Below are 25441 nucleotides of genomic sequence, written 5' to 3' on the forward strand. Positions count from 1 at the left end.
GTTGTTGCTGGACTACGTGTTGCTTGGAGCTGCGTTCGGAAATTTTTCAAACGGCTAATTACAACAAAACCCAAGTTAGCCACGCCTTAGCGACCAACTTGGGTAGTTCGATGTAGCGCTAGCCTTGGCTAACGAAACATACAGTGACCTTAGGCAACCTGCCAGGTCAGTGGCTCACCGGCCATGAACGGTACCAGTGGCTCGTCTCCTACCATCACCTGCTCTGGCATGTTCCAGGCTTTACGCACCAAGGTGATGGTGTCGGTGTTACGTGGCAGGCCGTAAAAATCTGGGCCATTGAAGCTGGCGAAGGCTTCCAGTTTATCCAGAATACCCAGCTCATCAAAAATCTGTGCGTACAGCTCAATCGCCGCTGGCGCGCTGTAACAACCGGCGCAGCCGCATGAACTCTCTTTGGCGCCTTTTAGGTGAGGCGCTGAGTCGGTACCCAGGAAGATCTTGTTGGTACCAGTGGCAACCGCTGCTTGCAAGGCCTCTTGGTGGGTGGCGCGCTTAAGTACTGGCAGGCAGTAGTTATGTGGGCGCAGGCCGCCAGCTAACAGGTGGTTACGGTTATACATCAGGTGCTGCGGGGTGATGGTGGCTGCAACGTTGTCGCCAGATGCCATCACAAATTCAGCCGCTTCTTTGGTGGTGATGTGCTCACAGACAATCTTCAGCTGTGGCATATCGGCCACCAGCTTGGCCATCTTGCTTTCGATAAACTGCGCTTCGCGGTCGAAGATATCGATATGATTGTGGGTCACTTCACCGTGTACCAACAGCAGCAGGCCGTGCTCAGCCATCGCTTCAAAGGTTGGGTATAGCGCTTCAACATCGGTCACGCCGTGGGCCGAGTTGGTGGTCGCGTTGGCCGGGTAAAGCTTACAGGCCTTCACCAAACCGCTGGCTGCTGCGCGGGCAATCAGCTCTGGGGTGGTGTTGTCGGTCAGATACAGGGTCATCAACGGCTCGAAGTTACGCCCCGCTGGTACGGCTGCGTTGATGCGTTCGGCGTAAGCCTGAGCGTGCTCCAGCTCGGTAACCGGGGGAACCAGATTCGGCATCACAATGGCTCGGGCAAAGTGCTGCGAGGTCGCTTCTGCTGCTACATCGAGCATCGCTCCATCACGTAGATGTAAATGCCAATCGTCAGGACGAGTAATGGTAAGAGTGTCGGTCACCGCGCTTCCCCTAGGTAATGTGTTTTACAGGCAGGCGGATTCTAGCGGATTCAGGGCGTTATACCAAATGAAACGCGGTGATAACTGCGCTGTAGCGCTGACAGAATGTCAGCGCTACATTAATTAATTGTGCTTAGCCTCATCGGCAAAGCGCTCTTTAACTTCTAATACTTCGGGCAGGCAATCTAAGAACAGCTTAATTAGATCTGGGTCGAAGTGCCCACCGGCTTCTTCTTTGAACATCTCAACAGCACGCTCCACCGTCCAGGCTTGCTTGTAGGGGCGCGGCGAGGTCAGCGCGTCGAACACATCGGCGATGGCGACAATTCGACCAACCAATGGGATCTCTTCACCGGCTAAGCCTTTGGGGTAGCCTTTGCCATTCCACTTTTCGTGGTGGGTGAGCGCGACAGTGCGCGCCATCTGCAGTAAATCTGATGGGTCATCACCAAGAATTTCGCCACCGATCTCCACGTGCAGCTGCATGGTGCCCCACTCGTCGCCATCGAGCTTGCCGGGCTTTTGTAAGATGGCGTCGGGAATGCCAATCTTGCCGATATCGTGCATTGGGGCAGCGTCGCGCAGGGTACGCGCCTGCTCTTCTGGCATGCCGGCGGCTTTGGCCAGAATGTAGGAGTAGTGGGCCATGCGAACAACGTGCATACCGGTATCATCGTCTTTGTACTCGGCGGCGCGACCCAGCCGTTGGATGATCTTCATCCGGGTTTCTTCAATGGTTTGGGTTTGCTCGTCTACCAAGCGCGATAGCTCGCGCTTTTGGTCGAACAGCGCCACATGGGTTTTCACCCGCGCTTTCACTAACGGGGGACTAACCGGCTTGGCGATGTAGTCCACCGCCCCCAGCTCAAAGCCGCGGATTTCATCTTCGGGGGAGATCTTAGCGGTAACAAAAATGACTGGGATATGCTTGGTCATGGGGTCGCTTTTTAGCCGTTCGCACACCTGATAACCGTCGAGCCCCGGCATCATAATATCGAGCAGAATAAGATCGAGGTTGTTGACCTTGGCGCAGATCTTTAACGCCATCTCGCCGTCACGGGCGACCCGGCAGTTGTAGTCCTGTTTTAGAATACCGAGCATGACGTCAATGTTCTCGGGCGTGTCGTCAACAATCAGAATGTTGGCCTTGCTGGTGTCCATGCGTTGTTTTATCCCTTACTCAATAACAGCTTACGATTTAAACCATTGTTAGTATGGGTCACACTCAAGATTTTCGCCGAAATGTTAAAGCCTGCCAGCGCAGCGAAAATCCATGTTTTGTGATAGGGTTGCAGCAATTAATTCTGGCTAGCCAATAACAATGACACTACAGAGCTTCCTGTTTCACGACTACGAAACCTTTGGAACCCATCCGGGCCTGGATCGCCCCTGCCAATTTGCCGCTATTCGCACCGATGCCGATCTCAACCCCATCGGCAAGCCGATGGAGTGGTTCTGCCAGCCACCGAATGACTACATGCCCCACCCCGGCGCGTGTTTGGTGACCGGAATTAGCCCGCAAATCGCCATGAGCAAAGGCTTGGTGGAAGCCGAGTTTATCAACAAGGTGAACCAAGCCTTTTCTGAACCGGGTACCTGTGGCGTTGGCTACAACAGTATTCGCTTCGATGACGAGGTGACCCGCTACACCTTGTACCGCAACTTCTTCGATCCCTATGCCCGCGAATGGCAACAAGGCAACTCGCGCTGGGATGTGATTGATTTGGTGCGCGCCTGTTACGCCCTGCGCCCCGAGGGCATTGAGTGGCCAGAGAATGAAGATGGTCTGCCGAGCTTTCGCTTAGAATTGCTTACCGCAGCCAATGAGTTGGGCCACGCCAACGCCCACGATGCGTTATCTGATGTGCAGGCAACCATCGATTTGGCCAAGCTGCTGAAAAAAGCCCAACCGCGCCTGTTCGACTTCTATTTAGAGCTGCGCAACAAGCGCAAGGTAGCCGAGCAGTTTGACCTGATTAACTTCAAGCCGATTGTGCATGTATCGGGCATGTTTGGCGCTGCTCAAGGCTGTGTAAGCTGGATGCTGCCGCTGGCCTGGCATCCGCAAAACAGCAACGCGATGATGGCAGTCGATCTCAACCAAGATGCTCAAGTACTGCTAGATCTCAGCCCCGAGCAGTTGCATGAGCGGCTTTACACCCCGCGCGCTGAGTTAGAAGAAGGCCAAAGCCGGGTGCCGGTTAAGCTCATTCACAGCAACAAGAGCCCATTTGTCGCCCCGGCCAAAAGCCTGACACCAGATCGCGCCGAAGCGCTCGGTGTATCAGCGCAGCAGTGTCGCCAAAGCTTGAACCTGCTAACGCCCCATGCAGCCGAAGTACGCGAGAAGCTGATCGCCATGTATGCGATTGAGCGAGAGTTTAACGATGATGACAACCCGGATACCGCCCTCTACCGCGGATTTGTAGGTAATGCCGACAAAAAACTGATGGAGTTGGTGCGCAGCAGCGATCCGCAGTTGATCACCCGCGAACAGTTCCAGTTCGACGATGCACGACTTAACCGGCTATTGCTGCGCTACAAGGGGCGTAACTACCCCGAGCTGTTAAACGAGAGCGAGCTGCGTGAATGGCAAAGCCACCGCGAACACAGCCTGCAACAACAGGCTAGCAAGGTACTGCCAGAGCTGGAGCAACTGAGCCTTGAGCACGCCAACGACCAAAAGAAAATGACCATCCTCAAACAGGTCTACCAGTACATTCAGCAGTTATAAATCATCATTTTCGCAGTCCCGCAATTGGTGCGACTTAACCAATTGTTGGGGCGAGCGGGTAGCCTTGATCACCCGTTCATTTCGCTAACTGGCTCATTCTGTGCCCCCTTCCCCGCTCGTAGATCCACCGCAAACAAGTGATTAGAAAACTCAGTAGTGCCAGAAGATCGTGAGCCAGCACAAAATTCTTACAGTAAATAACGTAATTTAACAAAAAAATCTCGTTAACCAGCCTGCCAGTCCATACACTGATCGATGGGCCCATGGAAGGGACAGCAAGGAGCAACGGTTAACACAATGAACAGCAAACTCTGGCTTAGCGTACTGGTATTACTTACCGCCCCGTTGAGTCTCTCACTAAGCGCCGCCGAAGCACCAGGCGTTGACCCACAAGAGGTCGACAAGCCCTACTTTCATATCTGGCAATCCACCTTCCTGCGCATAGGCGACAAACCGTTCCGCACCTTTTATGCAGCCTTCCAAAAAGCCTACGAAAAAACCGATTTCACCCCCACCCTAACCAACAGCTTTTTCGATGACACCGAGCTCTACGATGTGGTGGGGATCCCAGTTGCTCAAACTCCGCTGGAAGGTTACCAACTAGAGCTGTTCGCCCAGCTACATGACCCGCGTTATAGCGCCTATCGCGCCATGGGACGCGATTCGGTCTACTACGACATCGCCGAGCGCCAATTGGCCTATAAGATGGACAAAACCAATATCGGTGTCGGGCTAGGCTTTATGACACCGCTTAGCCCCAGCGTTAATCTGCGCTCGATGATCTCCAGCCACGATATTCCCGGTTACGGCGACAGCCGTTTCGTACTGGGCTTGGATATGAAGTTTTAGGCTGGCAGCTCTAACACTCAGCGCTAACCCACTCTTTACAACTCGTTTGTATTAACTCTTTCTTTGTAAGAGCAACGCACTGTGCCCGGCAAGCGTAGCGCGAACTTCACCATTTTCTTGCGTGAATAGCGCATCGTCGTCGCCCCACAACACCTGCCATTGCCCTTCCAAACGCTGGGTTAGCTCTTGGGTATCGCCCTGCCAGTTAAAGAAGTAGGCATGCTCTGGTTGGCTATGCGAATGTTGGGGCTTACCCTGCGCTTCACCAAGCTGATACTGCACCGCGGTGGCCAAACTCAAGTCGTGGAACTGAGCAGGTGCCAACTGCGCGCTTATCAGTGTATTCAAGGTGTCCCACTGCACTGGCTGCAGATTGGCTAAGCGATCGCCGGAGAACATCAGGCCGCTACTGGCCATTAGGCTGACGCGGTGCCAGTTGTAGGCGCGACTGTCGGTGTTTTGTCCGGGAATATCGCTCAAGGTGATGCAATCAGGGTCGTTCTGCCACAGCTGCTGATGTTGCCAGTTACGCAGGAAACACTCCTTGGCGATCTGAGCAAAGCGACCGCGATTGCGCTCCACATCATCACCAATGCGCATGCCGTGCACCAGACCTAAGCTCGGCCAAAATGCGGCGTTACAGCCAAGGATAAAGCTGTCTTCACCTGCGCCTTCGAGCATGGCTTGCATGCCCAATCGAAAAGCTTCGATACGGCTTTTGCTTGCATCGGCGCGATACCCGCCCGGCAGTACGCCCCAGTAGAGCGCATCGAGCTTGAAGTAGCGCACGCCCCATTGTTCGCGCATCTCGCGAAACACCGAGCGCAGATAGTCGCGCGGCCCGGCTTGGGTGGTATCCAACACATACCATGGCGTACAGCGCCAACCGCCGTAGGTCACCAGTTCGGCTGCCAGAGGCTGACCGTCATCGCCTTTGACAAACCAATCGGGGTGGTCGCGGAACAACTGCGATTCTGGCTGGGCAATAAACGGCGCTAGCCAGATAGCAGGCTGCTTGCCTTGCAAGGCGATCTGCTGACAGAGGGCTTTGCCGCCCGCCGCAAACTTATCGGACGGGCTTAGCCAATCGCCCATAAAGGCTTGGTAGCCATCGTCGATAAGCAGATAGTCCATATCGCTCTGTTGCATCTGTTGCAGGTTCTCGCGCACATCTTGCTCGCTCACATCGGCATAGTAGTGATACCACGAGCACCAGCCAGTGGGCGACTTGGCGACCGGCAGTTGCGGGTGATGCTGTTGAATTTGCTGGGCAAACTCGCTGAGTAAAGCTTCGCGCTCAGGGCCGGCCAGCACCACTATCGCCTCACTCAACCAGTAGCTGCGCGGGGCAAACGCCAATTGCTCCGCGTCCATACCGATAGCGACTGTTCCATCCGGGTAGACATCGAAGAACCCGGCAAAACGCAGGCAGGAGGCAAAACCGATCAGGCAGTAGCCCTCATCCCCCTCAAGCAGCAGCAGGTTATAGCCACGCTTAGCACCAGCGCCGCTGGCCAAGCGATAGCTTTGGTTATCGGGGCAGCGCCCGACATCCTCTAGAGCTGCCGAATTGCCCAAGCTTTGCGCTAGCATCTGCCACCCTTCCATATACAGGTTACGGTGCTCGGGCAGACGGCCATTGAACAAAATCAGCTCACCGGGGCGGCGACCAGTATCGGCAAGATTATCTATCCGAACCTGGCAGCAGTTATCAAACCATTGATGTGTAAGCAAATAGTCAGGATGATGCTGGCGCCAGCTACGCACTTCGGCCAAGGCCTTCGATTGGGTGTACATATACAGGTAGAAACTCAGGATATTTGGATAGCGCTAGCATCGTATGTAAGCGTGCAAATTCCAAGTAAAACCGACGTGAAAAAAGGTATACTTCCTGCCAAGATGCCAACACAAAGCAGTTAATCTTGTCGATTACCGTGGGCCTTAGCCGCTGCTACCCATCAAATATACCAAGGCATCGTTGAGTGAAGTCACATCAAGGAACCACGCTATGTCAAATACGCTCCCAGAAAAAAGTGCCATGGAAGGTGCATTACGCCAGATCCTGAACTGCGACGACTCGCAGATTAAGTTGCCGGCCTTCCTCAGCAAACAACAAGGTGAGCAGCTCTGCCAACAGTTAAGCTGTACCCTCGAGCAGTTAGCCGAAGCCATGCTTCCGCTGGTTGCCCAGTTCTCGGTTGCTCCCCGTTCCAATTTTCATGTTGGTGCTATCGCAGTCACTAAAGGCGATGAACTTTACTTTGGTGCCAACTATGAGCTGGATTACGGCTCGCTAAATGGCTCGCTGCATGCCGAGCAGTCGGCGATTTTCAATGCCTACAGCCACCAAGATAAGCCACTGCGCTGCTTGGTAATCAATGCCGCCCCCTGCGGGCTGTGCCGTCAGTTCATCCAAGAGCTAGGCTGCGCGCCAGATCTAACCCTGATTTTTTCCCAGCAGCAGTTCCCGTTTGGCGAGGTACTACCGCAAGCTTTCGGCCCGTGCGATCTGGGTATCGAAGATGGACTATGCCCGGCCAGCCCAAGCCCAGTTAGCGGAGAGCAAGCTGCGAAAGCCAGCTATTCGCCTTACACCGGGGTCAAAAGTGCACTTACCGCTCGAATCGGCGACAAACAGCTAGCCTTGAGTTATTACATGGAGAATGCGGCCTATAACCCCTCATTGTCTCCGCTACTGAGTCTGCTCTCTCAGCTGCGCCTTCAGGACTACGATTTGTCTGAAGTTGATGCCATTGAGTTGTGGGAGCCGGCCGAGCAAATGTTTTCTTATCAGGCAGAGTTAGAGCAATTCTGCCAACACCAGCAAGGCATTAGCCTTGAGATCCACCACTACGACTAAACTTTGGAGTTCCACCTATGCTAGGTACCGCGCTTTGCGCTTCAGCTACTAAAGTCATGCTTCTCGGCTCTGGTGAGCTGGGCAAGGAAGTTGCCATCGAACTACAGCGCTACGGCGTTGAAGTGATCGCCGTTGACCGTTACCCCAACGCACCGGCGATGCATGTCGCCCATCGTAGCTATGTTATCGATATGCTCGATGCCGATGCCCTGACCGCGCTGGTTGAAAAAGAGCGTCCTCAGCACATCGTCCCTGAGATTGAAGCCATTGCCACCAGTGCCTTGCTAGAGCTTGAAGCCAAAGGCTACGGCGTGACCCCTACCGCACGTGCCACCCACCTGACCATGGACCGCGAAGGCATTCGCCGCCTGGCCGCTGAAGAGCTGGAGGTGCCCACCTCTAACTATCGCTTTGCCGATACTAAAGAAGAGTTCCTCGCCGCAATCGATGCAGTAGGTATGCCTTGTGTGGTGAAGCCAGTAATGAGCTCATCGGGCAAAGGCCAGAGCGTGATTAAGCAGGCCGAACAGGCCGATGCTGCTTGGGAATACTCACAAGAAGGCGGGCGCACTGGTGCTGGCCGCGTGATCGTTGAAGGCTTTGTCGACTTCGATTACGAGATCACCCTGCTGACAGTAAGCGCGGTTGATGGTATCCACTTCTGCGCGCCTATCGGTCATCGTCAGGAAGATGGCGACTACCGCGAATCTTGGCAGCCTCAAGCAATGTCTGACGCAGCGCTGGCCGCCTCACAGCAAGTGGCAGAGAAAGTGGTTAATGCGCTGGGCGGTTATGGCCTGTTCGGCGTTGAACTGTTTATCAAAGGTGATTCGGTCTACTTCAGTGAAGTATCACCGCGCCCGCATGATACCGGCATGGTCACTCTGATTTCTCAGGACTTGTCTGAGTTTGCCCTGCACGCCAAAGCGGTACTGGGTTTGCCGATCCGCCAGATCCGCCAATTTGGCCCTGCCGCATCGGCGGTGATCCTAGGTAACGGCAGCAGTCAAGATATTGGCTTTGCTAACTTGGAACAGGCCTTGCAACTCGATGATAGCCAACTGCGTTTGTTCAGTAAGCCGGAGATCGACGGCCAACGCCGTCTGGGTGTAGCATTAAGCTTGGGTGAGAGCATCGAACAAGCAGTTGAGAAGGCGAAAACCGTTGCCAGTAAGGTGGACATTACATATCGATGAATGATTATGCCAATTTGCTAAGTAGTGAAGAGCTGGCGTTGCTGACAGCAACGCCGGACAGCTCACTACGGCAAGTTGAGCGTACTCAGCTTATCTGGCTGGGGCTCGCGCCTCAGCCTCTTAATCGTCAGGTAATCGAACACCAATTTGATGACTGGCCCAGCCTAGACCGTCAGTCTGACCTGCTGGCCAGTGTCGATGGGATTATTATCAACCCCGACGCCGTCAGTGTGGCTGAGCAAGCCCAGCTTGCCCGGCGTCTTAACGAGCACAGCCAAGTCTCTATCTTCTTAACGGCGATGCCTGCCATGCGCTTTGCCGTATCCGATTTTATCTACTGCCCCAAGCCCGACAAGCTGATAGAAGAGCTCCACAACTGGCTGCAGCGCCTCGAGCTACAGTTTCAGAGCTGGGCTAACAGCAAGTCCATCTGCTACTACCAGCCAAGGCAAAGCCAACCCGATCTAGCACAAACCCTGCGCGGCCGTAGCAACGTTAAAGCCTTTCCTTGGCAGGCGCCTTCGCCACAGTTCAACACCATGTTGGCGCAATCTCAGCTGATGGTGTTACTGGCCGAAGATGACGATAGCTATTTGGTGGATTGGTTTGAGGCCTTCGCCCAGATCCACCCACGCCCTCCGCTACTTATCTACCACGGTTACCAGTCTCCGCTGCTCACTAGCTATCTGGCTTTATGCCGCCAGTTGGGGATTTTGGTCTATGACCATCTGCCCAAACAGCAGATTGGCACCCACCTTAACCACGTAGCGGTCTCCGCGTTTCGACTCTATCGTTACCGTTTGCGCCACCAAGCCAAGCCGAAAGGCTACCTGCGCTACTTCGCCTACGGCCCTCCGGCCAAAGGACTACAACTATATTGGGACTGGCCACTGGAAGAGTTGCGGCCGGAGATGACAGCCGCCTGCTCGTGGCAGCATGTGCGCCGGGCATTTCGCGACAACGCCCATCCGGAGCAAGCCTTGGCAGCGCATAATGCAAACCTGTTGCTGATCATCCAAGGGGAAAACGACCTCAAGCGCATCGGCGAGCTGATCCGCCTTAAGCAGTTTGGTTTTCGATTGGTGTGGGAGCCGCAGGGCTTTAAACAGCTCGAACGGAGCTTTGAGAACAGCGAACTGTTCGATATGGTGGCCTTGCCCTTCGATGTATGGCTGCAAATCCAGCAGATCCCGGAGTTCAATAGCCACTGGCAACAGTGGGTGGAGAAAGCCGCCGGCTTATCGCAGCAACTGGCCCTAGTGGGCGTTCAGAGTTTGAATCAGGAGTGGTTCGATAAGGGTTTTGATTGGCTTATCGCCGAGAAGCGCAGCTAAACGGCCGGGTGGCCGTTTCATCTTGAGAGAGGCTTAAGCGACTTCGTAGTAACTTGGCTGATTCTGCAGCTCTTGGTTAATCACTTGTTGAGCAGTACGCGCACATTTGCCACAGCCGGATGCCACGCCTAATTTCTCGCGCACCTTCGTCAGGGTATCGTGCCCTTCCATCACCGCTTCGCGGATCTGTTTATCGGTGATTGCCTTACAAAGACAAACGTACATGCTCAACCTCGCATTAAACTCTATGTGGCTAAGTGCAGTGACTCAGCTCTGTGTTACCCGGCGCTTTTACTCAAAGCAGGGGTAAGTTTAATGCGACCCATTCTCATTTTCAATACTTAAGATCATTAAACGGGGTTATCGATATCCACATAGGTCACTTGCAGCTTGTGCTCGCTCGCCAACCACTCGCCCAGTGCCTGCACGCCATAACGTTCGGTAGCATGGTGGCCAGCAGCAAAATAGTCGATACCCATCTCACGTGCGGTATGTACCGTGTTCTCAGAGATTTCGCCGCTGATAAAGGCATCAAGCCCCTGCTCTGCGGCCAGGCCAAGATAACTCTGACCGCCGCCAGTGCATATCCCGACCTTTTTAAGCTCGCCAGCGTGCCCGGCGATATGCAGCGGTTGGCGACCCAGTACCTTCTCTATGCGCGCAGCAAACTCAGGGCCTGACACAGGCTCATCTAGCTTGCCCACCATCGCCACAGAGCGCGGATCCCACGCTTCCAAGCCACGGGTTAGGCTAAGGCCTAATCGCTTAGCCAGCTGGGCATTGTTACCGAGCTCTGGGTGCACATCCAAGGGCAGATGATAGGCATAGAGGTTGATATCGTGCTTAAGCAGGGCCTGGATCCGGCGACGCTTCATGCCAGTAATCACCTCGGCCTCGTTCTTCCAGAAAAAGCCGTGATGCACCAAAATGCCATCGGCATCGAGTTCGATCGCCTTATCAATCAAGGCCTGACAGGCAGTCACACCAGTGACGATATGTTGTAGCTTGTAGCGTCCTTCAACTTGCAAGCCGTTGGGGCAATAGTCTTTGAACTTGAAGCTTTCAAGATGCTGATTGAGAATGTTTTCTAGGCGGGTGTTCTTCATACGGCAAACTCACTGTAAATTTTGCCGTATTGTAACCCTTAGGGGTCGAATAGCTAGTATGACGGGCTAAGATCAAAGGTGGCCGTTGGATAACGGCCACTGTGCCGCAAAGGGCTTAGAATAGGATGTGTTCTACCGATTTTTCAGCTTGCTGCAGCCAGCTTGGCTTGTCGTTACGCTTAATCCATTGACGGTGGATAAAGCTGTAAAACGGCTTGCGCAGACCTGCCATTGCAACGAATGGAAACGAGACAATCCCTAGTGATACCAGTCCAACGCGGCGTGACACGATCGAAAGAGCAGAAAATGATTTAGTCATTAGGGTAACTCCTACTGGTTTGACCAGAAGATATTACCCCAAGGTACGTAACTTAACTACAAAATTAGCGAAATAATCACCAATACCGCTTGTTAAGTTTGTGTTTTTGTAAATTTGTTAACATTAGAGAAACATGAGTGATTACTTCACCCGGGATTTGAGTTGGTGTCTTGAGCCACCTCGACTACTGCCCCATCCAGCCCCTTACTTGGCCGACAGCGGGTTTTATCAGCGCTGGCGTGAAGAGCTGGATGTATCCACTTTGCACAATACGCCGCGCCCGCAGATCAAGCGCTTGGGCCTGTACTTTGAGGCGTGTTGGCGACAGCTGATTGCCTTGCACCCCGAGTGGGAACTGCTTATCGACAACCGGGCCATCGTTGAGGGTGGACGCACGATTGGCGCCATCGATTTTGTGGTGATTAATCATCAGCAGCAATGCCTTGAGCACTGGGAACTGGCGGTGAAGTTCTACTTGGCAACTTGCGCCAATGCGCGTATCTATGATTACCTAGGCCCCAACCAACAAGACAGACTGAGCAACAAGCTCAGCAAGTTACTCCTCAAGCAACTGCCACTGATCCGACACCCGCAGCTGCAAGCTGAGATTGCCCCCTACCGGCACTACCAGTTCAAGCAAAGAATGCTGCTATGTGGCTATCTGTTCTCGCCGTGGCAAGCGCAATCAAGCGAGCATCAATGGTGTGAATACGCCGATTGGCGGGCGCGATTTGACACCACGCAGTGGCAGGCGATAGGCAAGCAGGATTGGTTATCGGCTAAGGGAAGTGTTGAGAAAAATACTGAAGAGCTGGTAGGTGGCGCACTAAGCCGGCCAATACAGTTAGTGCATAAGCAAACCCAAGCGCGCCTGTTTGTCTGCCCCGACGGCTGGCTAGCAGCCGCCAAGGGCCGTTAAGCTAGCTAAAGTCGCGATGATCGGCAGAGTACTGCTCCATCAGGCTTTCGACCTTATCCACCATCGAAGTACTACCGCAGAAGAACGGCACCCGTTGATGCAGCTCGCTGGGCTGAATTTCCAGGATTCGACGGAAGCCGTCACTCGCCTTACCGCCCGCTTGCTCAATCAAGAATGCCATGGGGTTGCACTCATAGAGTAAACGCAGCTTACCTTTGGGGGCCGAAGCGGTAGAGGGGTAGATGTAGATGCCACCTTTAATCAGGTTGCGGTGAAAATCCGATACCAGCGAGCCGATATAGCGCGAGGTATAAGGGCGGGAGGTATCTGGGTCAATCTCCTGACAGAACTTCAGGTACTTTTTCACGCCATCGGGGAATTTTAGATAGTTACCTTCGTTAATCGACAAGATGTTGCCTTCTTGGGGGATCTTCATCTTCTCGTGGGATAGGTAGAACACACCCAGTGAAGGGTCGCAGGTAAAGCCATGCACGCCATGTCCGGTGGTATAAACCAACATGGTGGACGAGCCATACACCACGTAACCGGCAGCAACCTGCTTCACGCCGGGCTGAAGAAAGTCCTCTGCAATGGCTGGCGTTCCCGGCGGGCTAAGACGGCGATAGATGGAAAAAATCGTTCCCACTGACACATTCACATCAATGTTGGAGGAGCCATCAAGCGGGTCCATCAGCACCACATATTTACTGTTAATCGCTCGCTGGCTGTCGAAGCTAACAAAACAGTCTTCTTCTTCTGAGGCCACGCCGCATACTTCACCGCGTGCTTCCAAGGCCTGTTTAAAAACTTCATTAGCGTACAAGTCGAGCTTTTGCTGGGTCTCGCCCTGTACGTTTTCCACCCCTGTGGTACCGATAATATCGACTAAACCGGCCTTGTTGATCTCCCTGTTGACGACTTTTGACGCTAAGCGGATCGCGCCCAGTAGCTGAGTAAGCTCGCCGGTGGCATTTGGATATTGGTGTTGTTTTTCTATGATGTATTCGCCGAGTGTAATCATACCCCTTCCCTAGTACTGATGATTTTGTTTTATGAAAACCTTTTCAGGCTTTACGACATTGTGCACTGCCTTATTGGTTAATGCTAGAACGGAAATTGTTCAAAAAAAATCCTATTTTAGTCTTGACCTGTATAAACACACAGTATACTGTTTACCCATACAGTGTTTATGTATACAGGTACTGTACAGGTTCAGGAGTCAGCCAATCTCAACGTCGGCAGATTCAGCAACCAAACCGTACCGCGGCGAGCAATCAGCAACGCGTCGCATACAGCACTGGTAAATAGCAAGAATTTAACCGAGTAACACTTAATCGAGTAACAACTGGTAGGCACCGTTTCATTCGCCAACGATTGGCAAGGAGATAGAACCATGGCTGCAACTGCATATAGCTTGAACACCGTAAAACTGAACCCTTACTGGTCTGAATTCAAGATTGCTACTCCAACATCTCATAGCGGGCAACTCTCCCGCAGCCAGGTCCAGTTCTTACCCTACTCACCCGACGACAAACAAAAGAAACTGTTGCTCTGCCGCTTAGCCGTATTGAGCCGTCAGCATCGTTGGATCACCCTGATTGCGCCGCACTTTGTACCTAGTAAGCAAAGCTTAGAGCGTTGGGGCATCGACCCAAACAAAGTACTGGTTGTAGATGCGGTGAATACCAACAATGTTGAGAAGGTGTTTGTGAGCGCCTGCCAAAGCGGTAACAACTCAGCGGTGCTGGCGTGGCTAGACAAACGCTCCAGCTATGACGCAGAAGAGCTAGAGCAGGCCGCCTCCGACGGAGACTGTCGCGGCTTTGTGTTCGCAGCTCCTAGCTTCCAGTAGCGTACGTATTCACTGGCTTCACGAGCATACAACGAGTTCAAACGACAAAAGCGCCCAAGTGGCGCTTTTGTTTTATGCTGTTGAGCATTTAGATACTCAACGTGATGCTATTTTGATTCCTAATCCTTTGTGCTAGTATCGCCGCCTTTTTGCGCCAGAGCAGCGCTCCGCCTATCGGTATTTGTATCGGTAACTACCGTCTAACTCTGCTGCTAACTCCTCGCGCATCAATACAAACAAAGAGTAACTATCATGACCAATTGGCTAATGTTAAATGACTTTGCCATTGCGGGATGCTTGTTGTTACTAGGGAAAGTTATACGAGTTCACAGCCGCTTACTGCAGCGCTTCTATCTGCCTTCTGCCGTGATTGCCGGGATCATCGGCCTGGCTTTAGGGCCTTCCAGTCTGGACATCCTGCCCTGGAGTGGCAGCTTTGGCAGCAATGCGGGCCTACTGACCACGGTACTGTTCTGCTCACTGGGTTTGGCCACTGATATCCCCTCTCCCAGCCAGGTTGCAAACCGCGCCGGCAGCTTGTGGGCCTTCAATCAGATTGCCACCGTTTCCCAGTGGATGTTTGCCGCCCTGTTCGGTTTGTTCTTGGCAACCTTTATCTGGCCTGAGCTGAATTCGGGCTTTGGTCTGGTCATGTCGTCCGGCTTTATGGGTGGACACGGCACCTCGGTGGTGGTTGGTGAGATCTTTGGCGATCTGGGCTGGGAAGATGCTCTGACTCTATGCTTGAGCTTTGCCACCGCCGGCATCTTTATCGCGATTATTCTGGGCATGTTGCTGCTGCAATTAGCGTTAAAGCTGGGTCTTATCGACAACTTCGCCAGCTTCGAGCAGATGGACCGCTACCAGCGCCGTGGCCTGATTGAGCCTGAAAAGCAGCAGGCAGTGATGACCGAAACCATGTCATCGTTGTCAGTCGACAGCTTTGCTGTGCATCTCGCGATGGTGGCCGCGGTGACTGCGTTTGCCTATCTCTCTGGCGAGTACTTGTCATCATTTCACCCCAAGGTACAGATCCCCACCTTCGTGACCGGCTTTATCGGTGGCATGTTAGTTCGCCGTATTGCTCAGCTCACCGGCAGTGCTAACTACCTGTGCGACAAGGTGTTTAATCACGCCAGTGGCTGCAGCACCGACTACCTGATCGTATTTGGCATCTCCTCGATTCAGGTGATGGTACTGGCGAACTACCTGCTGCCGATGGTGGTGCTGATGCTTGGTGGTATCAGCTTTACCCTGTTCTTGATCCTGTGGGTTGCCCCGAAGATCTTGGGCAAAGGTTGGTTCGAGAAAGGCATCTTTAGCTGGGGCTGGCTCACCGGCACGGTCGCGATGGGGATTGCATTGCTGCGTATCGTCGACCCGAAAATGCGCAGCAAGGTGCTGGATGATTACGCCATTGCCTACGTACCCGGCTCAATCACCGATATCTTCGTGATCTCGCTGATGCCACTGGCAATGGTGTCGGGCTATCACTGGCTGGCCTTTGCGGTCGCTGCAAGCTACATCACTGTCGTGCTGGGCATCTGGCGTTTTGTCCTGCCCAAACAGGGCTAATCTCTCACCTCGTTTCCGCCATTACTCTTCCGCCATCACTCACGGGCAAGGCTATCAGCGCCTTGCTCGTACTCGGCTAAGCGCTGTCTTAGCCACTCGCCCGAAGGATGGACCTGCCCTTGGGCATCTTTCACTAAATAAGGCTTGCCGCTGATGCTGGAGCCGCTGGCTACTTTGTCGATGAACAGCTCTACGCTCCATTGCTCTTTGGGCGGCGCAAACCACCAGTTTTGCGCGCGCTTAAGCTTCATACGCAAATGGGCCGCAGCCTCTGCTCCGTCATATTGCGTGCCGTTGCGAATAAAGCCATGGGGATTTTGCTCCACCGCCTCAAGTAAAAACTCGATCTTGTTCAGCTCTTGTTGCCAGCGGTAAGTGGCCTCGTCGGTTGAGGATTCAGCGCGAAGAAGGCCTGATACGCATATCAGGCAAAAACTGCAAAAAACAACAAAAACCTCTGTGAATTGTCGCCGTTCCATAAATCTTCCGAAAGTAATGCTCAAACTGGTATCGTTTACAAGACGTTAACGTAACGTGTCGCTTGTGTGGAGCATACGTTATTAGCTATGATTTTCCTTAATTGACAGTATATTAGCTAATGGAGCTGGCCACGATGTACTACTTTTGGGTACCTTTTCTGGTGCTCGCAGGAATCTTTGTCCCCCTATTGACCCGATCCTTGAGTCGCAGCCACAGTGCCATGGCCACCGCCGTTCTTCCGGCGCTGGCATTAATCCTAGTGGTGCTGGACCTGCCATTGGTTTTGGAGGGCAACAGCTTTAGCCAAAGCTATGATTGGATCCCTGCTCTGCAGCTATCGCTCTCCTTCCGCCTCGATGGCTTATCATCGCTGTTCGCCATGCTTATCCTGGGCATCGGATTGCTGGTGATTTTGTATGCCCGCTATTACCTCTCAGCCAACGACAGCTTCAGCCGCTTCTACTGTTTCCTGATGATGTTTATGAGCGCCATGCTCGGCATCGTCATGTCTAACAACCTGTTGCAGCTATGGTTTTTCTGGGAGCTAACCAGTATCAGCTCGTTCTTGCTGATCGCCTTCTGGACCCACCGCAGCGATGCCCGACGCGGTGCGCGGATGGCGCTCACCGTCACTGGCGCGGGCGGCTTGGCGCTGCTGGCCGGGATCGTGCTGCTGGGCCAAATTGGCGGCAGCTATCAGTTCGATGAGCTGCTCGCTCAAGCCGATGTGATTAAACAGCACCAGATGTATCCATGGATACTCGGGCTGTTCCTGCTCGGCGCGTTTACCAAATCGGCCCAGTTTCCTTTCCACTTCTGGCTGCCCCACGCCATGGCGGCACCGACACCGGTTAGCGCCTATCTGCACTCCGCCACCATGGTTAAAGCAGGCATCTTTTTGCTGGCGCGCTTCTATCCTCTGTTTGCGGGTACCGAGCTGTGGTTTATCACCGTCTCACTAACTGGCCTGTTCACCCTGCTGTTGGGCGCCTATATGGCGCTGTTCAAGCACGACCTTAAGGGCTTGTTGGCCTATTCGACCATCTCTCACTTAGGCCTGATTACCTTGCTGCTCGGGCTCAACACTCGATTGGCGGCGATTGCGGCGGTGTTCCACATCATGAACCACGCCATCTTTAAGGCCTCATTGTTTATGGCCGCCGGGATTATCGACCACGAGTCGGGCTCGCGGGATATGCGTAAGCTCAACGGCCTCTATCGCTACATGCCGATCACCGCCACCTTGGCGATTGTGGCAGCCCTGTCGATGGCGGGCGTGCCGCTACTTAATGGCTTCTTGTCCAAGGAGATGTTCTTTGCCGAAACCCTCGAGCAGAGCATCCTCGGTTCGCTGTCGTGGTTGATCCCAGTGCTGGCGACCATTGCAGGCGCGCTATCGGTGGCCTACTCGGCGCGCTTTATTCATGACGTGTTCTTTAATGGCGAGCCCAAAGGGCTGAGCCGCACACCGCACGAACCACCGCGCTATATGCGGGTACCGGTAGAGGTACTAGTAGCGCTGTGTTTGCTGGTGGGTATCGTTCCCGGCTACACCGTCGGCCCGATCCTTGATGCCGCATCATTAGCGGTGCTGGCACAGCCACTGCCTTACTTTAGCTTGGCCATCTGGCATGGCTTCAACGTGCCACTGCTGATGAGTGCGGTAGCGATTGCCGGCGGCTTGGTGGTGTATGCCAATCGCGCCCTGCTGTTCCGCTTCCAGAGCCAGTTCGAAGAAGTGGATGCCAAAGAGTACTTCGAAACCACCATTTTAAGCCTAACCGAGAAGGCTCGGGCGCTTAACCAGAGTTTGGAGAATGGCTCCTTCCAGCGCTACGCCTTCTTGTTGGTCATCTTCGCCCTAGTGTTATTTGGTGCGCCTTTGTTGAAGCTGGCCGATGCCACAGGCAGCCAAGGCGTGCGCGAGCTCAATGGCGCGGTCATTGTCGGTGCCGTGCTGATGCTGGCAGGTTCACTGGCCAAGGTGATCTGGAGCCACTATCGCCTCATCGCCCTGCTGATGCTCTCCTTGGTGGGCTTGGTGGTCTCGATTAGCTTTGCCTACTTTTCGGCACCGGACTTGGCTCTCACCCAACTCTCGGTGGAGATTGTAACGGTGATACTGCTGCTGTTGGCGCTGTACTTCCTGCCGCAGGAAACACCCGCCACCCGCACCCGACCGATTATCTTTGTACGCGACTTTGGCATCGCCTCGCTACTTGGCTGTGTGATTGGCGGCATCTGCTATGCGCTGATTACTCGCCCCACCGATAGCATCTCCCACTTCTTTATCGAGAATGCCAAAAGCGGCGGCGGTGGTACCAACGTGGTGAACGTGATTCTGGTGGACTTCCGCGGCTTCGATACCTTAGGGGAAATCACCGTATTGGGGATTGCCGCGCTGGGTATCTTCAAGCTGATTGCCGGTATGCGCCTGTCGGCGCGCAACCGCGACGGTGCCGGTCGCCTCTGGGCCAAGGAGCGCTATCCGATGCTGCTGGCGGTGGTGTCACAGAGCCTGCTGCCGCTATCACTGCTGATTTCGGCCTATATCTTTATCCGTGGCCACAACCTGCCCGGCGGCGGCTTTATCGCCGGTCTGGTTACCTCGATCGCACTGATTCTGCAGTATCTGGCCAATGGTGTGGAATGGATGGGACAACGCCTCAAGCTCACCTACCTGTACCTGGTTGCCTCTGGTTTAGCAATTGCACTGCTCACCGGCTTGGGTAGCTGGCTGTTTGACCGGCCATTCCTCACGTCGTGGTTTGATTTCTTCTACTGGCCGTGGGTGGGCAAGTTTGAGCTGGCCAGTGCCATCGCCTTTGACTTGGGGGTTTACCTCACCGTAATCGGTGCCACCCTGCTTATTCTGGCGAATCTCGGCAAGCTCACCACCGCCGAGCGCCTTACCGATGGAGACCAATAATGGAAGCTGTATTCGCCGCCTGCGTCGGTTTTATGAGTGCCTGTGGCATCTTTTTGATGCTGCGTGGCCACACCTTTACCCTGGTGATCGGACTCACCCTGCTCTCCTATGCGGTAAACCTGTTCTTGTTTGCCAGTGGCGGCCTGAAGATAGGCGCGCCCGATGTGCTTGGCGCCAGCAACGACTACGCCGATCCACTGCCCCAAGCGCTGGTGCTAACCGCCATCGTTATCGGCTTTGCCATGACCGCCTTTGCGGTGATTTTGGCGATGCGTGGGCGCTCTGACTCGGGCAACGACCACGTCGATGGCAAAGAACCTAACTTGGAGTGGAAGGAACCACGATGATCAAGCATTTAATCACCCTTCCCATCCTGCTACCGATGCTGACCGGGCTGTTGCTGCTATTGCCGCAGCTACGCCACAACGTGCGCTATCAGCGCGTTACCGCCAGCCTTGGCAACCTGGCGAGCTTAATAGCCTGCGTATACCTGCTGATTGCGGTGCAAGACGGCATCATCGCCTATGCACTGGGCGACTGGAAAGCCCCCTTCGGCATCGTGCTGTACGGCGATGGCCTGTCAGCGCTATTGGTATGCCTAAGCTGCCTGCTGGGCTTTTGTGTCCACCTTTACGCCTGCGCCGGCGACGACCAACGCGGGCCGTTCTTCCACCCGCTGTTTATGTTTCAGATCATGGGGATCAACGGTGCCTTTCTGACCGGCGATATCTTCAACCTGTTCGTGTTCTTCGAGATCCTGCTGATTGCCTCCTACTCCTTAATGGTTCACGGCGGCGGCAAGGCAAAGATCCAGGCCAACGTCCACTATGTGTTCCTCAACCTGATTGGCTCGGCGCTATTCCTGTTCGCCTTGGGCACCTTGTATGGCGCCACTGGCACACTCAACATGGCCGATATGGCCCAGCGCGTGGCCTTGCTCGATGCTGAGCAGCAGCTTATCGCGAAAGCAGGTGCCCTGCTGTTGTTAGCGGTGTTTGGCCTGAAAGCCGCGATGGTGCCGGTGCACTTCTGGCTACCGAAGACCTACGCCAGTGCCACTGCCCCCGTTGCGGCCCTGTTTGCGATTATGACCAAGGTGGGCTTGTACAGTATCTGGCGAGTGCATGGCGCTATCTTCGGTGACTACGCTGGCGAGCTGGCCAACGTAGCCCAGCCATGGCTATGGCCGATCGGCTTGGCCACCATTGCACTGGGCGTGATTGCCGCCTTGGCCAGCCAAAGCCTGCGTACGCTAATCAGTAATCTGGTCATCGTCTCTGTGGGCACCTTGCTAATCACCATCTACATTCATCAGCTCGATGCCACTCGCGCCGGCGTCTACTACCTCATCCACAGCACCCTGAGCTGCGCAGCAATGTTCTTGCTGGCAGGGGTGTTTGTCTCGCTGCGCGGCAAAGCGGAAGACCGTTTAGTCAGCGCTAAACCGATGCCTCGCGCTGGGCTACTCGGCAGTTTGTTCGCGCTACTGGCGATTGCCTTGATTGGCATGCCGCCGCTATCGGGCTTTGTGGGCAAGGCGCTGATCTTACAATCCATTCAACAGCCCGAGCTGCAGCTATGGGCGTGGTCGGCCATCCTCATCGGTGGTCTAGCGGCGCTGATTGGTCTGTCGCGCGCGGGCACCACGCTGTTTTGGAACACCAGTGGGGATCATCCAGAAGCAAGTACCATCCACCCACTGCAAATCACTGCCATCTTACTGCTGGTGATAAGCCTGCCTCTGATGGTGGTATTTGGCGGCGTGCTAACCGAACTTAGTGACACCGCCGCTCAGCACCTGCATCGTGCGCTAGAAGTAGAGACCCTGTTGGAGGTCAGCCAATGGTAAAGACCCTTAAATCGAAACTGCTGCCAACGCCCTACCACAGCCTGCTGCTATGGACGGTGTGGCAAGTGCTACATGGCTTTACCCCCGGCCATATCCTGCTGGGAACAGTGTTGGCTATCGCCATCCCGATCATTGTGGCGCCGCTAAGGGTTCAGCAGGTGTACGCCAAAAAGCCTTTGCTGGCATTGCGCTACCTGCTGGTACTGCTTGGCGACATCGTGGTGTCGAACATCGATGTGGCCAAGCGGGTGCTACAAAGCAACCGCAAGCTGCGCCCGGCCTTTATCGCGTTTCCGGTGGAGCTGGAGCCGCCACTACCACTAACCATTTTGACCAGCTCAATCTCCCTGACCCCGGGAACGGTGAGTGTGGAGCTATCTAAAGACCGTAAATGGCTGTATATCCATGTGCTGCATCTGGACGATGAGCAAGAGATGATCGCCCATATCAAGCAGCGCTATGAGCGCCCACTTCGCGAGGTATTCCAATGTTAGAGTTCGCAATCCTGATTGCCTGTGGGCTGATCTGCATCGGCCTGGCACTGAATGCCTGGCGCTTAATCATCGGCCCCACCACGCCGGATCGGATCATCGCCGTAGACACCATGTACATCAACAGCATCGGCCTGATTATTCTGCTCGGGCTTTATCACCACTCTACTCTCTATTTCGAAGGTGCATTACTGATTGCCCTGCTGAGCTTTGTCAGCACCGCAGCGTTTTGTAAGTACCTACTTCGTGGGGATATTATCGAGTAATTATGATGGGACCTATTACTGAATTTATTGTGAGTGCCGTGCTAATAATCGGCGCAGGCTTTATGCTAATTGGCTCGATTGGCCTGGCAAAGCTGCCGGACTTCTTCACCCGCCTACATGCGCCTACTAAGGCATCGACCTTGGGCGTGGGCTGTATTCTGGTCGCATCGATCATCTACTTTAGCGTGCAAAAAGGTGAGCTAAGCCTGATTGAGATGTTGATTACCCTGTTCTTGCTAATCACCGCCCCCATCTCGGCCCATATGCTGGCCAAGGCGGGCTTACACTATAAAGCCAAACTGGCTGAGCACACCCAAAACCCACAGCTTACAGAGCGCGCCTACCAGCACCAAGGGCCCGAACAAGACTCAGACGAAAAGCAATAATCCCCACCGCCTAAACGCAAAAAAGCCGACCATCAGGTCGGCTTTTGGGTATCAGCAGCGCTGTCTTACATCGTAACCAGCAGTACCAAACCAGGTAGCAGCAAGAACACCAAACCAATGTAGCCCGCGATGGCCCACTTGGTTTTGGCCGCCATGTCACCCAAGAACTCGGCGCCCTTCATTGGCAGCTCGCGCAGTGCCGGAACACCGAAGATAAATAGGGTCGCCAGCACGTTGAAGATCAGGTGAACCAAGGCGATTTGCAAGGCAAAGGCCGCCGTCTCACCGGTGATAGCAGTGGCAGCCAATAGCGCGGTAATACAGGTACCGATGTTTGCGCCCACATTGAATGGGTACACATCACGCACTTTTAGCACGCCTGTACCAACCAGCGGTACAACCAGGCTAGTGGTGGTAGATGAAGACTGAACCAACACGGTAACGATTGAACCAGACGCGATACCGTGCAACGGACCACGACCGATCGCCGATTTGAGGATTTCACGGGCACGGCCCACCATCAGGCTGCGCATCAACTTACCCATGCGGGTAATCGATACCACAATCAGCGCTACACCGATTAGTGCCAAGGCAACGCCACCCATGGTGCCCAAGCTCTCTAGCGGCGCCTTCACGGTGTTGACCATCGGGCCGATGATCGGCTTCATAAAATCTAGGCCCTTCATGCTCATGTTACCGGTACCCACCAGCGGGGTTACCATCCAAGCACTCAGTTTGCCCATCAGACCAAACATCATCTCTAGCGGCAAGAAGATCGCCACGGCCAGTAGGTTGAAGAAGTCATGCACGGTGGCACAGGCAAATGCACGCTGGAACTCCACCTTACAGCGGGCATGGCCAAGGCTTACCAGCGTGTTGGTCAGGGTGGTACCGATGTTGGCACCCATGATCATTGGAATAGCGATAGATACCGGTAGGCCGCCCGCCACCAAACCTACGATAATCGAGGTCACGGTGCTGGAAGATTGGATAAGTGAAGTGGCAATAAGGCCAATCATCAAACCCGCAACCGGATGCGACGCAAAGTCGAAAAGTACCGTTGCTTGGCTTCCCACTGCCCACTTAAAACCGTCGCTGACCATAGATACCGCGGCCAACATAAAGTAAAGCATTAGAGCCAGTTGGCCCCATTTAAGCCAGCGCTGAGATACTGTAGTAGATTGCGCCGTAATCGTTTGAGTTGTCATAACCTGTCTCGATGACAATTGAATGTCATTTACGTGTCAGTTAATTGAATTTGGCGCGATGGTAGAGGGCTTAAATTACGCTTATATTACACTTTTATGTAAGTCGATTTACTATTGAGTGAATTTTGACCACCCCCTTTTGTTTAAACTACCTCTAAGGTCATAAGCGCTCACTAACCCACTGTAATTACTAGGAATATATGTATTGAGAGTTTTTTACAAAAGGTAAAGGATATTCGACTGTTTTTACCTATTTTTTCCATCAAAAAAGCCATTTTTGCTTAAGATAGCGAAAAATGACGTCATTATTTCATTGTTTTACATGATCTATTGCTGGCAAAGGTCTTACGGGTGCCCCTCGTCTGCACCGCCACTGTGTTACAGTAGCAAGCATGACCCTGCGAAGCCGTAACCACCATGGATTGGAACACCCTTAGCTTATTCTTACTGGCCAGCCTCACTCTGAACCTGATCCCGGGGCCAGATGTGGTTTATATCGTCTCCCACTCGATGCATGGCAAGCTTAGCCGCGGGCTCACTGCCGCACTGGGGCTTGGCGTGGGTTACTTGTTGCACACCGCGGCAGCGGTATTAGGCTTGTCGGCATTGCTACTGCAATCGGCATTTGCTTTCACCGTCGTCAAATTACTGGGGGCCGCCTATCTGGTCTACTTGGGCCTCAGCGCCCTGCGCAGAGCCTATCAAGGCGGCGGCGCGCTCAGCCTTAAGCAAAGCACCCCCGCTAGCCACAACGCCTTTCGCCAAGGCGTGATCGTTAGCATCTTAAACCCCAAGGTCGCCCTATTCTTCCTGTCGTTTTTACCGCAGTTTATTAATCTCGAGCAAGCCAACACCACCCAGCAATTGCTAACGTTGGGGCTTGTGTTTACCCTGCTGGCCACGGTGGTTAACAGCAGCTACGCCCTGCTGGGTAGCTGGCTATTCAGCCGCGCCAACCGCGACAAGCTTAGCCGGGTTATCGAAGGTGCCTCGGGTGGGCTACTGCTGCTATTGGCGGGCAGGCTAGTGACCAACCAATAATCCCCTTCGAACAACAGCATCGAGAGTGGCGGCGCACTCAGCGAATCGCATGATCTCAGAAGCATTAGACGTAAAAGCATTGGATCTAAAAGCACTGGACCTATAAGCAATGGACGCAGAAGTAACGGATGTAGAAACAGCGCAAACAACACCAAGCGCAAGCAGCCAGCGACTTATCCCCTGGCATGACAATCTTTGGTATGTCGAGGGCAGCACCGTCTCGTTTTACGGCTTTCCCTTCACCACCCGGATGGTGATCGCCAAACTTAGCGACGGCACCTTGTGGGTACACAGCCCGATAGCCTTGGACGACGGCTTACAACAACAGGTCGATGCACTTGGCGAGGTGCGCTATCTGATTGCTCCCAATCATTTACATCATCTGTTCCTGCAGCCATGGCAGCAACGCTACCCTGACGCCACCAGCTACGCCACAAAAGAGCTGGCTAAAAAGCGTAGCGATCTGCACTTTGATGAGGTACTGGATAACCAACAAGACTATCCGTGGGGTGACGAGCTAGCTCACTGCTTGGTGACCGGCTCACCGGCCATGCAGGAGTGCGTGTTTTTCCACAAGGCCTCTGCATGCTTGGTGGTCAGCGATTTTATCGAGAACTTTCCGCGCCAACACTTTAAGCGCTGGCAACAACCGATTGCTCAGCTTGCCGGGATCCTCGCGCCCGATGGCAAGATGCCACTGGATTGGCGACTGAGCTTTTGGCGCGGCCGTAAACAGTTGGCCACTCACCTCACCACCATTTTGGGCTGGCAGCCGCAAAGCATCATTATGGCCCACGGCCTCCCGGTCGAGAGCAACGCGATGGGTCACCTTAAACAAGCCTTTAAGCTGAACTAAGCGCCCT

The 25441-nt window shown here is 54.0% G+C and carries 25 protein-coding genes; 16 read left to right on the forward strand and 9 right to left on the reverse strand.

Features of this window, described 5'->3' with window-relative positions:
• Positions 1–149: 149 nt before the first annotated feature.
• Entirely contained in the window at positions 150–1184 is a 1035-nt protein-coding gene (gene pyrC, locus G461_RS0117350) for a dihydroorotase (protein ID WP_026972791.1), read from the reverse strand.
• Positions 1185–1307: 123 nt separating this feature from the next.
• Positions 1308–2345, reverse strand: a complete 1038-nt coding sequence (locus G461_RS0117355) for an HD domain-containing phosphohydrolase (protein ID WP_026972792.1) — start codon at positions 2343–2345, stop codon at positions 1308–1310.
• A 160-nt stretch (positions 2346–2505) separates the two neighbouring features.
• Between G461_RS0117355 and sbcB the strand changes: the two genes are divergently transcribed.
• Positions 2506–3918, forward strand: coding sequence for an exodeoxyribonuclease I (sbcB, locus tag G461_RS0117360; protein ID WP_157360355.1), 1413 nt, complete (start codon positions 2506–2508; stop codon positions 3916–3918).
• 297 nt (positions 3919–4215) lie between these two features.
• On the forward strand, positions 4216–4767 hold the full coding sequence (locus G461_RS25640) for a hypothetical protein (RefSeq protein WP_026972794.1): 552 nt from the start codon (positions 4216–4218) through the stop codon (positions 4765–4767).
• Between the two features lie 51 nt (positions 4768–4818).
• Here G461_RS25640 and G461_RS24640 read toward each other — a convergent pair whose 3' ends face one another.
• A complete protein-coding gene (locus G461_RS24640; RefSeq protein WP_051333652.1) occupies positions 4819–6564 on the reverse strand; it encodes a glycoside hydrolase family 36 protein in 1746 nt (581 codons plus the stop codon).
• A gap of 211 nt (positions 6565–6775) precedes the next feature.
• Here G461_RS24640 and cdd point away from each other — a divergent pair, with 211 nt between their 5' ends.
• Genes cdd through G461_RS0117385 form a run of 3 tightly spaced genes read left to right on the forward strand, consistent with a single transcriptional unit; the run spans position 6776 to position 10157 of the window.
• Positions 6776–7627: a cytidine deaminase gene (gene cdd, locus G461_RS24645; RefSeq protein ID WP_051333653.1), complete on the forward strand. Its 852-nt coding sequence runs from the start codon at positions 6776–6778 to the stop codon at positions 7625–7627.
• A 17-nt stretch (positions 7628–7644) separates the two neighbouring features.
• The gene (purT, locus tag G461_RS0117380) at positions 7645–8823 is read left to right on the forward strand and encodes a formate-dependent phosphoribosylglycinamide formyltransferase (RefSeq protein WP_026972795.1); all 1179 of its coding nucleotides are present in this window, start codon (positions 7645–7647) and stop codon (positions 8821–8823) included.
• Complete coding sequence (locus G461_RS0117385) at positions 8820–10157, forward strand: hypothetical protein (RefSeq protein WP_026972796.1); 1338 nt, start codon at positions 8820–8822, stop codon at positions 10155–10157. The genes purT and G461_RS0117385 overlap by 4 nt, the downstream gene beginning before the upstream one ends.
• A gap of 33 nt (positions 10158–10190) precedes the next feature.
• Here the strand turns inward: G461_RS0117385 and G461_RS0117390 are convergent, their stop codons facing one another.
• From G461_RS0117390 to G461_RS25980, 3 genes are all read right to left on the reverse strand, one after another.
• Positions 10191–10382, reverse strand: a complete 192-nt coding sequence (locus tag G461_RS0117390; protein WP_026958715.1) for a bacterioferritin-associated ferredoxin — start codon at positions 10380–10382, stop codon at positions 10191–10193.
• Between the two features lie 125 nt (positions 10383–10507).
• A complete protein-coding gene (locus G461_RS0117395) occupies positions 10508–11263 on the reverse strand; it encodes a Nif3-like dinuclear metal center hexameric protein (RefSeq protein ID WP_026972797.1) in 756 nt (251 codons plus the stop codon).
• 115 nt (positions 11264–11378) lie between these two features.
• On the reverse strand, positions 11379–11582 hold the full coding sequence (locus G461_RS25980) for a DUF2517 family protein (RefSeq protein WP_035477353.1): 204 nt from the start codon (positions 11580–11582) through the stop codon (positions 11379–11381).
• Positions 11583–11715: 133 nt separating this feature from the next.
• Between G461_RS25980 and G461_RS25645 the strand changes: the two genes are divergently transcribed.
• Positions 11716–12501 (forward strand): DUF1853 family protein, encoded by a 786-nt coding sequence (locus tag G461_RS25645; RefSeq protein WP_051333654.1) that lies wholly within the window; start codon positions 11716–11718, stop codon positions 12499–12501.
• A gap of 1 nt (position 12502) precedes the next feature.
• Here G461_RS25645 and fbp read toward each other — a convergent pair whose 3' ends face one another.
• Positions 12503–13522 carry a class 1 fructose-bisphosphatase gene (fbp, locus tag G461_RS0117410; RefSeq protein ID WP_026958712.1) on the reverse strand — a complete coding sequence of 340 codons (1020 nt, stop codon included), beginning with the start codon at positions 13520–13522 and terminating at the stop codon, positions 12503–12505.
• Positions 13523–13894: 372 nt separating this feature from the next.
• On the opposite strand from fbp, the gene G461_RS0117415 reads away from it, so the two are divergent.
• Together G461_RS0117415 and G461_RS0117420 are read left to right on the forward strand one after the other, a co-directional pair.
• Positions 13895–14353 (forward strand): SulA-like leucine-rich domain-containing protein, encoded by a 459-nt coding sequence (locus G461_RS0117415; RefSeq protein ID WP_026972799.1) that lies wholly within the window; start codon positions 13895–13897, stop codon positions 14351–14353.
• Between the two features lie 252 nt (positions 14354–14605).
• The gene (locus G461_RS0117420; RefSeq protein WP_026972800.1) at positions 14606–15928 is read left to right on the forward strand and encodes a sodium/glutamate symporter; all 1323 of its coding nucleotides are present in this window, start codon (positions 14606–14608) and stop codon (positions 15926–15928) included.
• Positions 15929–15963: 35 nt separating this feature from the next.
• Here the strand turns inward: G461_RS0117420 and G461_RS25650 are convergent, their stop codons facing one another.
• Positions 15964–16407, reverse strand: coding sequence for a DUF5329 family protein (locus G461_RS25650; protein ID WP_051333655.1), 444 nt, complete (start codon positions 16405–16407; stop codon positions 15964–15966).
• A gap of 134 nt (positions 16408–16541) precedes the next feature.
• Here G461_RS25650 and G461_RS0117430 point away from each other — a divergent pair, with 134 nt between their 5' ends.
• Genes G461_RS0117430 through G461_RS0117455 form a run of 6 tightly spaced genes read left to right on the forward strand, consistent with a single transcriptional unit; the run spans position 16542 to position 22329 of the window.
• Positions 16542–19337, forward strand: coding sequence for a monovalent cation/H+ antiporter subunit A (locus G461_RS0117430; RefSeq protein ID WP_026972801.1), 2796 nt, complete (start codon positions 16542–16544; stop codon positions 19335–19337).
• Positions 19337–19684, forward strand: coding sequence for a Na+/H+ antiporter subunit C (locus tag G461_RS0117435; protein ID WP_026958707.1), 348 nt, complete (start codon positions 19337–19339; stop codon positions 19682–19684). Before G461_RS0117430 ends, G461_RS0117435 begins: the two co-directional genes overlap by 1 nt.
• Entirely contained in the window at positions 19681–21186 is a 1506-nt protein-coding gene (locus tag G461_RS0117440) for a monovalent cation/H+ antiporter subunit D (RefSeq protein WP_035480498.1), read from the forward strand. Before G461_RS0117435 ends, G461_RS0117440 begins: the two co-directional genes overlap by 4 nt.
• Positions 21180–21680: a Na+/H+ antiporter subunit E gene (locus G461_RS0117445; RefSeq protein ID WP_026958706.1), complete on the forward strand. Its 501-nt coding sequence runs from the start codon at positions 21180–21182 to the stop codon at positions 21678–21680. Before G461_RS0117440 ends, G461_RS0117445 begins: the two co-directional genes overlap by 7 nt.
• Complete coding sequence (locus G461_RS0117450; protein WP_026958705.1) at positions 21674–21943, forward strand: K+/H+ antiporter subunit F; 270 nt, start codon at positions 21674–21676, stop codon at positions 21941–21943. The genes G461_RS0117445 and G461_RS0117450 overlap by 7 nt, the downstream gene beginning before the upstream one ends.
• A 2-nt stretch (positions 21944–21945) precedes the next feature.
• A complete protein-coding gene (locus G461_RS0117455) occupies positions 21946–22329 on the forward strand; it encodes a Na+/H+ antiporter subunit G (protein WP_245579544.1) in 384 nt (127 codons plus the stop codon).
• A 65-nt stretch (positions 22330–22394) separates the two neighbouring features.
• On the opposite strand, the gene G461_RS0117460 is transcribed toward G461_RS0117455, so the two are convergent.
• Positions 22395–23537 (reverse strand): Na/Pi symporter, encoded by a 1143-nt coding sequence (locus G461_RS0117460; RefSeq protein WP_026972803.1) that lies wholly within the window; start codon positions 23535–23537, stop codon positions 22395–22397.
• 417 nt (positions 23538–23954) lie between these two features.
• Here G461_RS0117460 and G461_RS0117465 point away from each other — a divergent pair, with 417 nt between their 5' ends.
• Together G461_RS0117465 and G461_RS0117470 are read left to right on the forward strand one after the other, a co-directional pair.
• Positions 23955–24578, forward strand: a complete 624-nt coding sequence (locus G461_RS0117465) for a LysE family translocator (protein ID WP_026972804.1) — start codon at positions 23955–23957, stop codon at positions 24576–24578.
• A 109-nt stretch (positions 24579–24687) separates the two neighbouring features.
• Positions 24688–25434, forward strand: coding sequence for a DUF4336 domain-containing protein (locus G461_RS0117470; RefSeq protein WP_084429343.1), 747 nt, complete (start codon positions 24688–24690; stop codon positions 25432–25434).
• Positions 25435–25441 lie beyond the last annotated feature (7 nt).

This window comes from Aliagarivorans marinus DSM 23064 (assembly GCF_000429485.1).
Lineage (GTDB): Bacteria > Pseudomonadota > Gammaproteobacteria > Enterobacterales > Celerinatantimonadaceae > Aliagarivorans > Aliagarivorans marinus.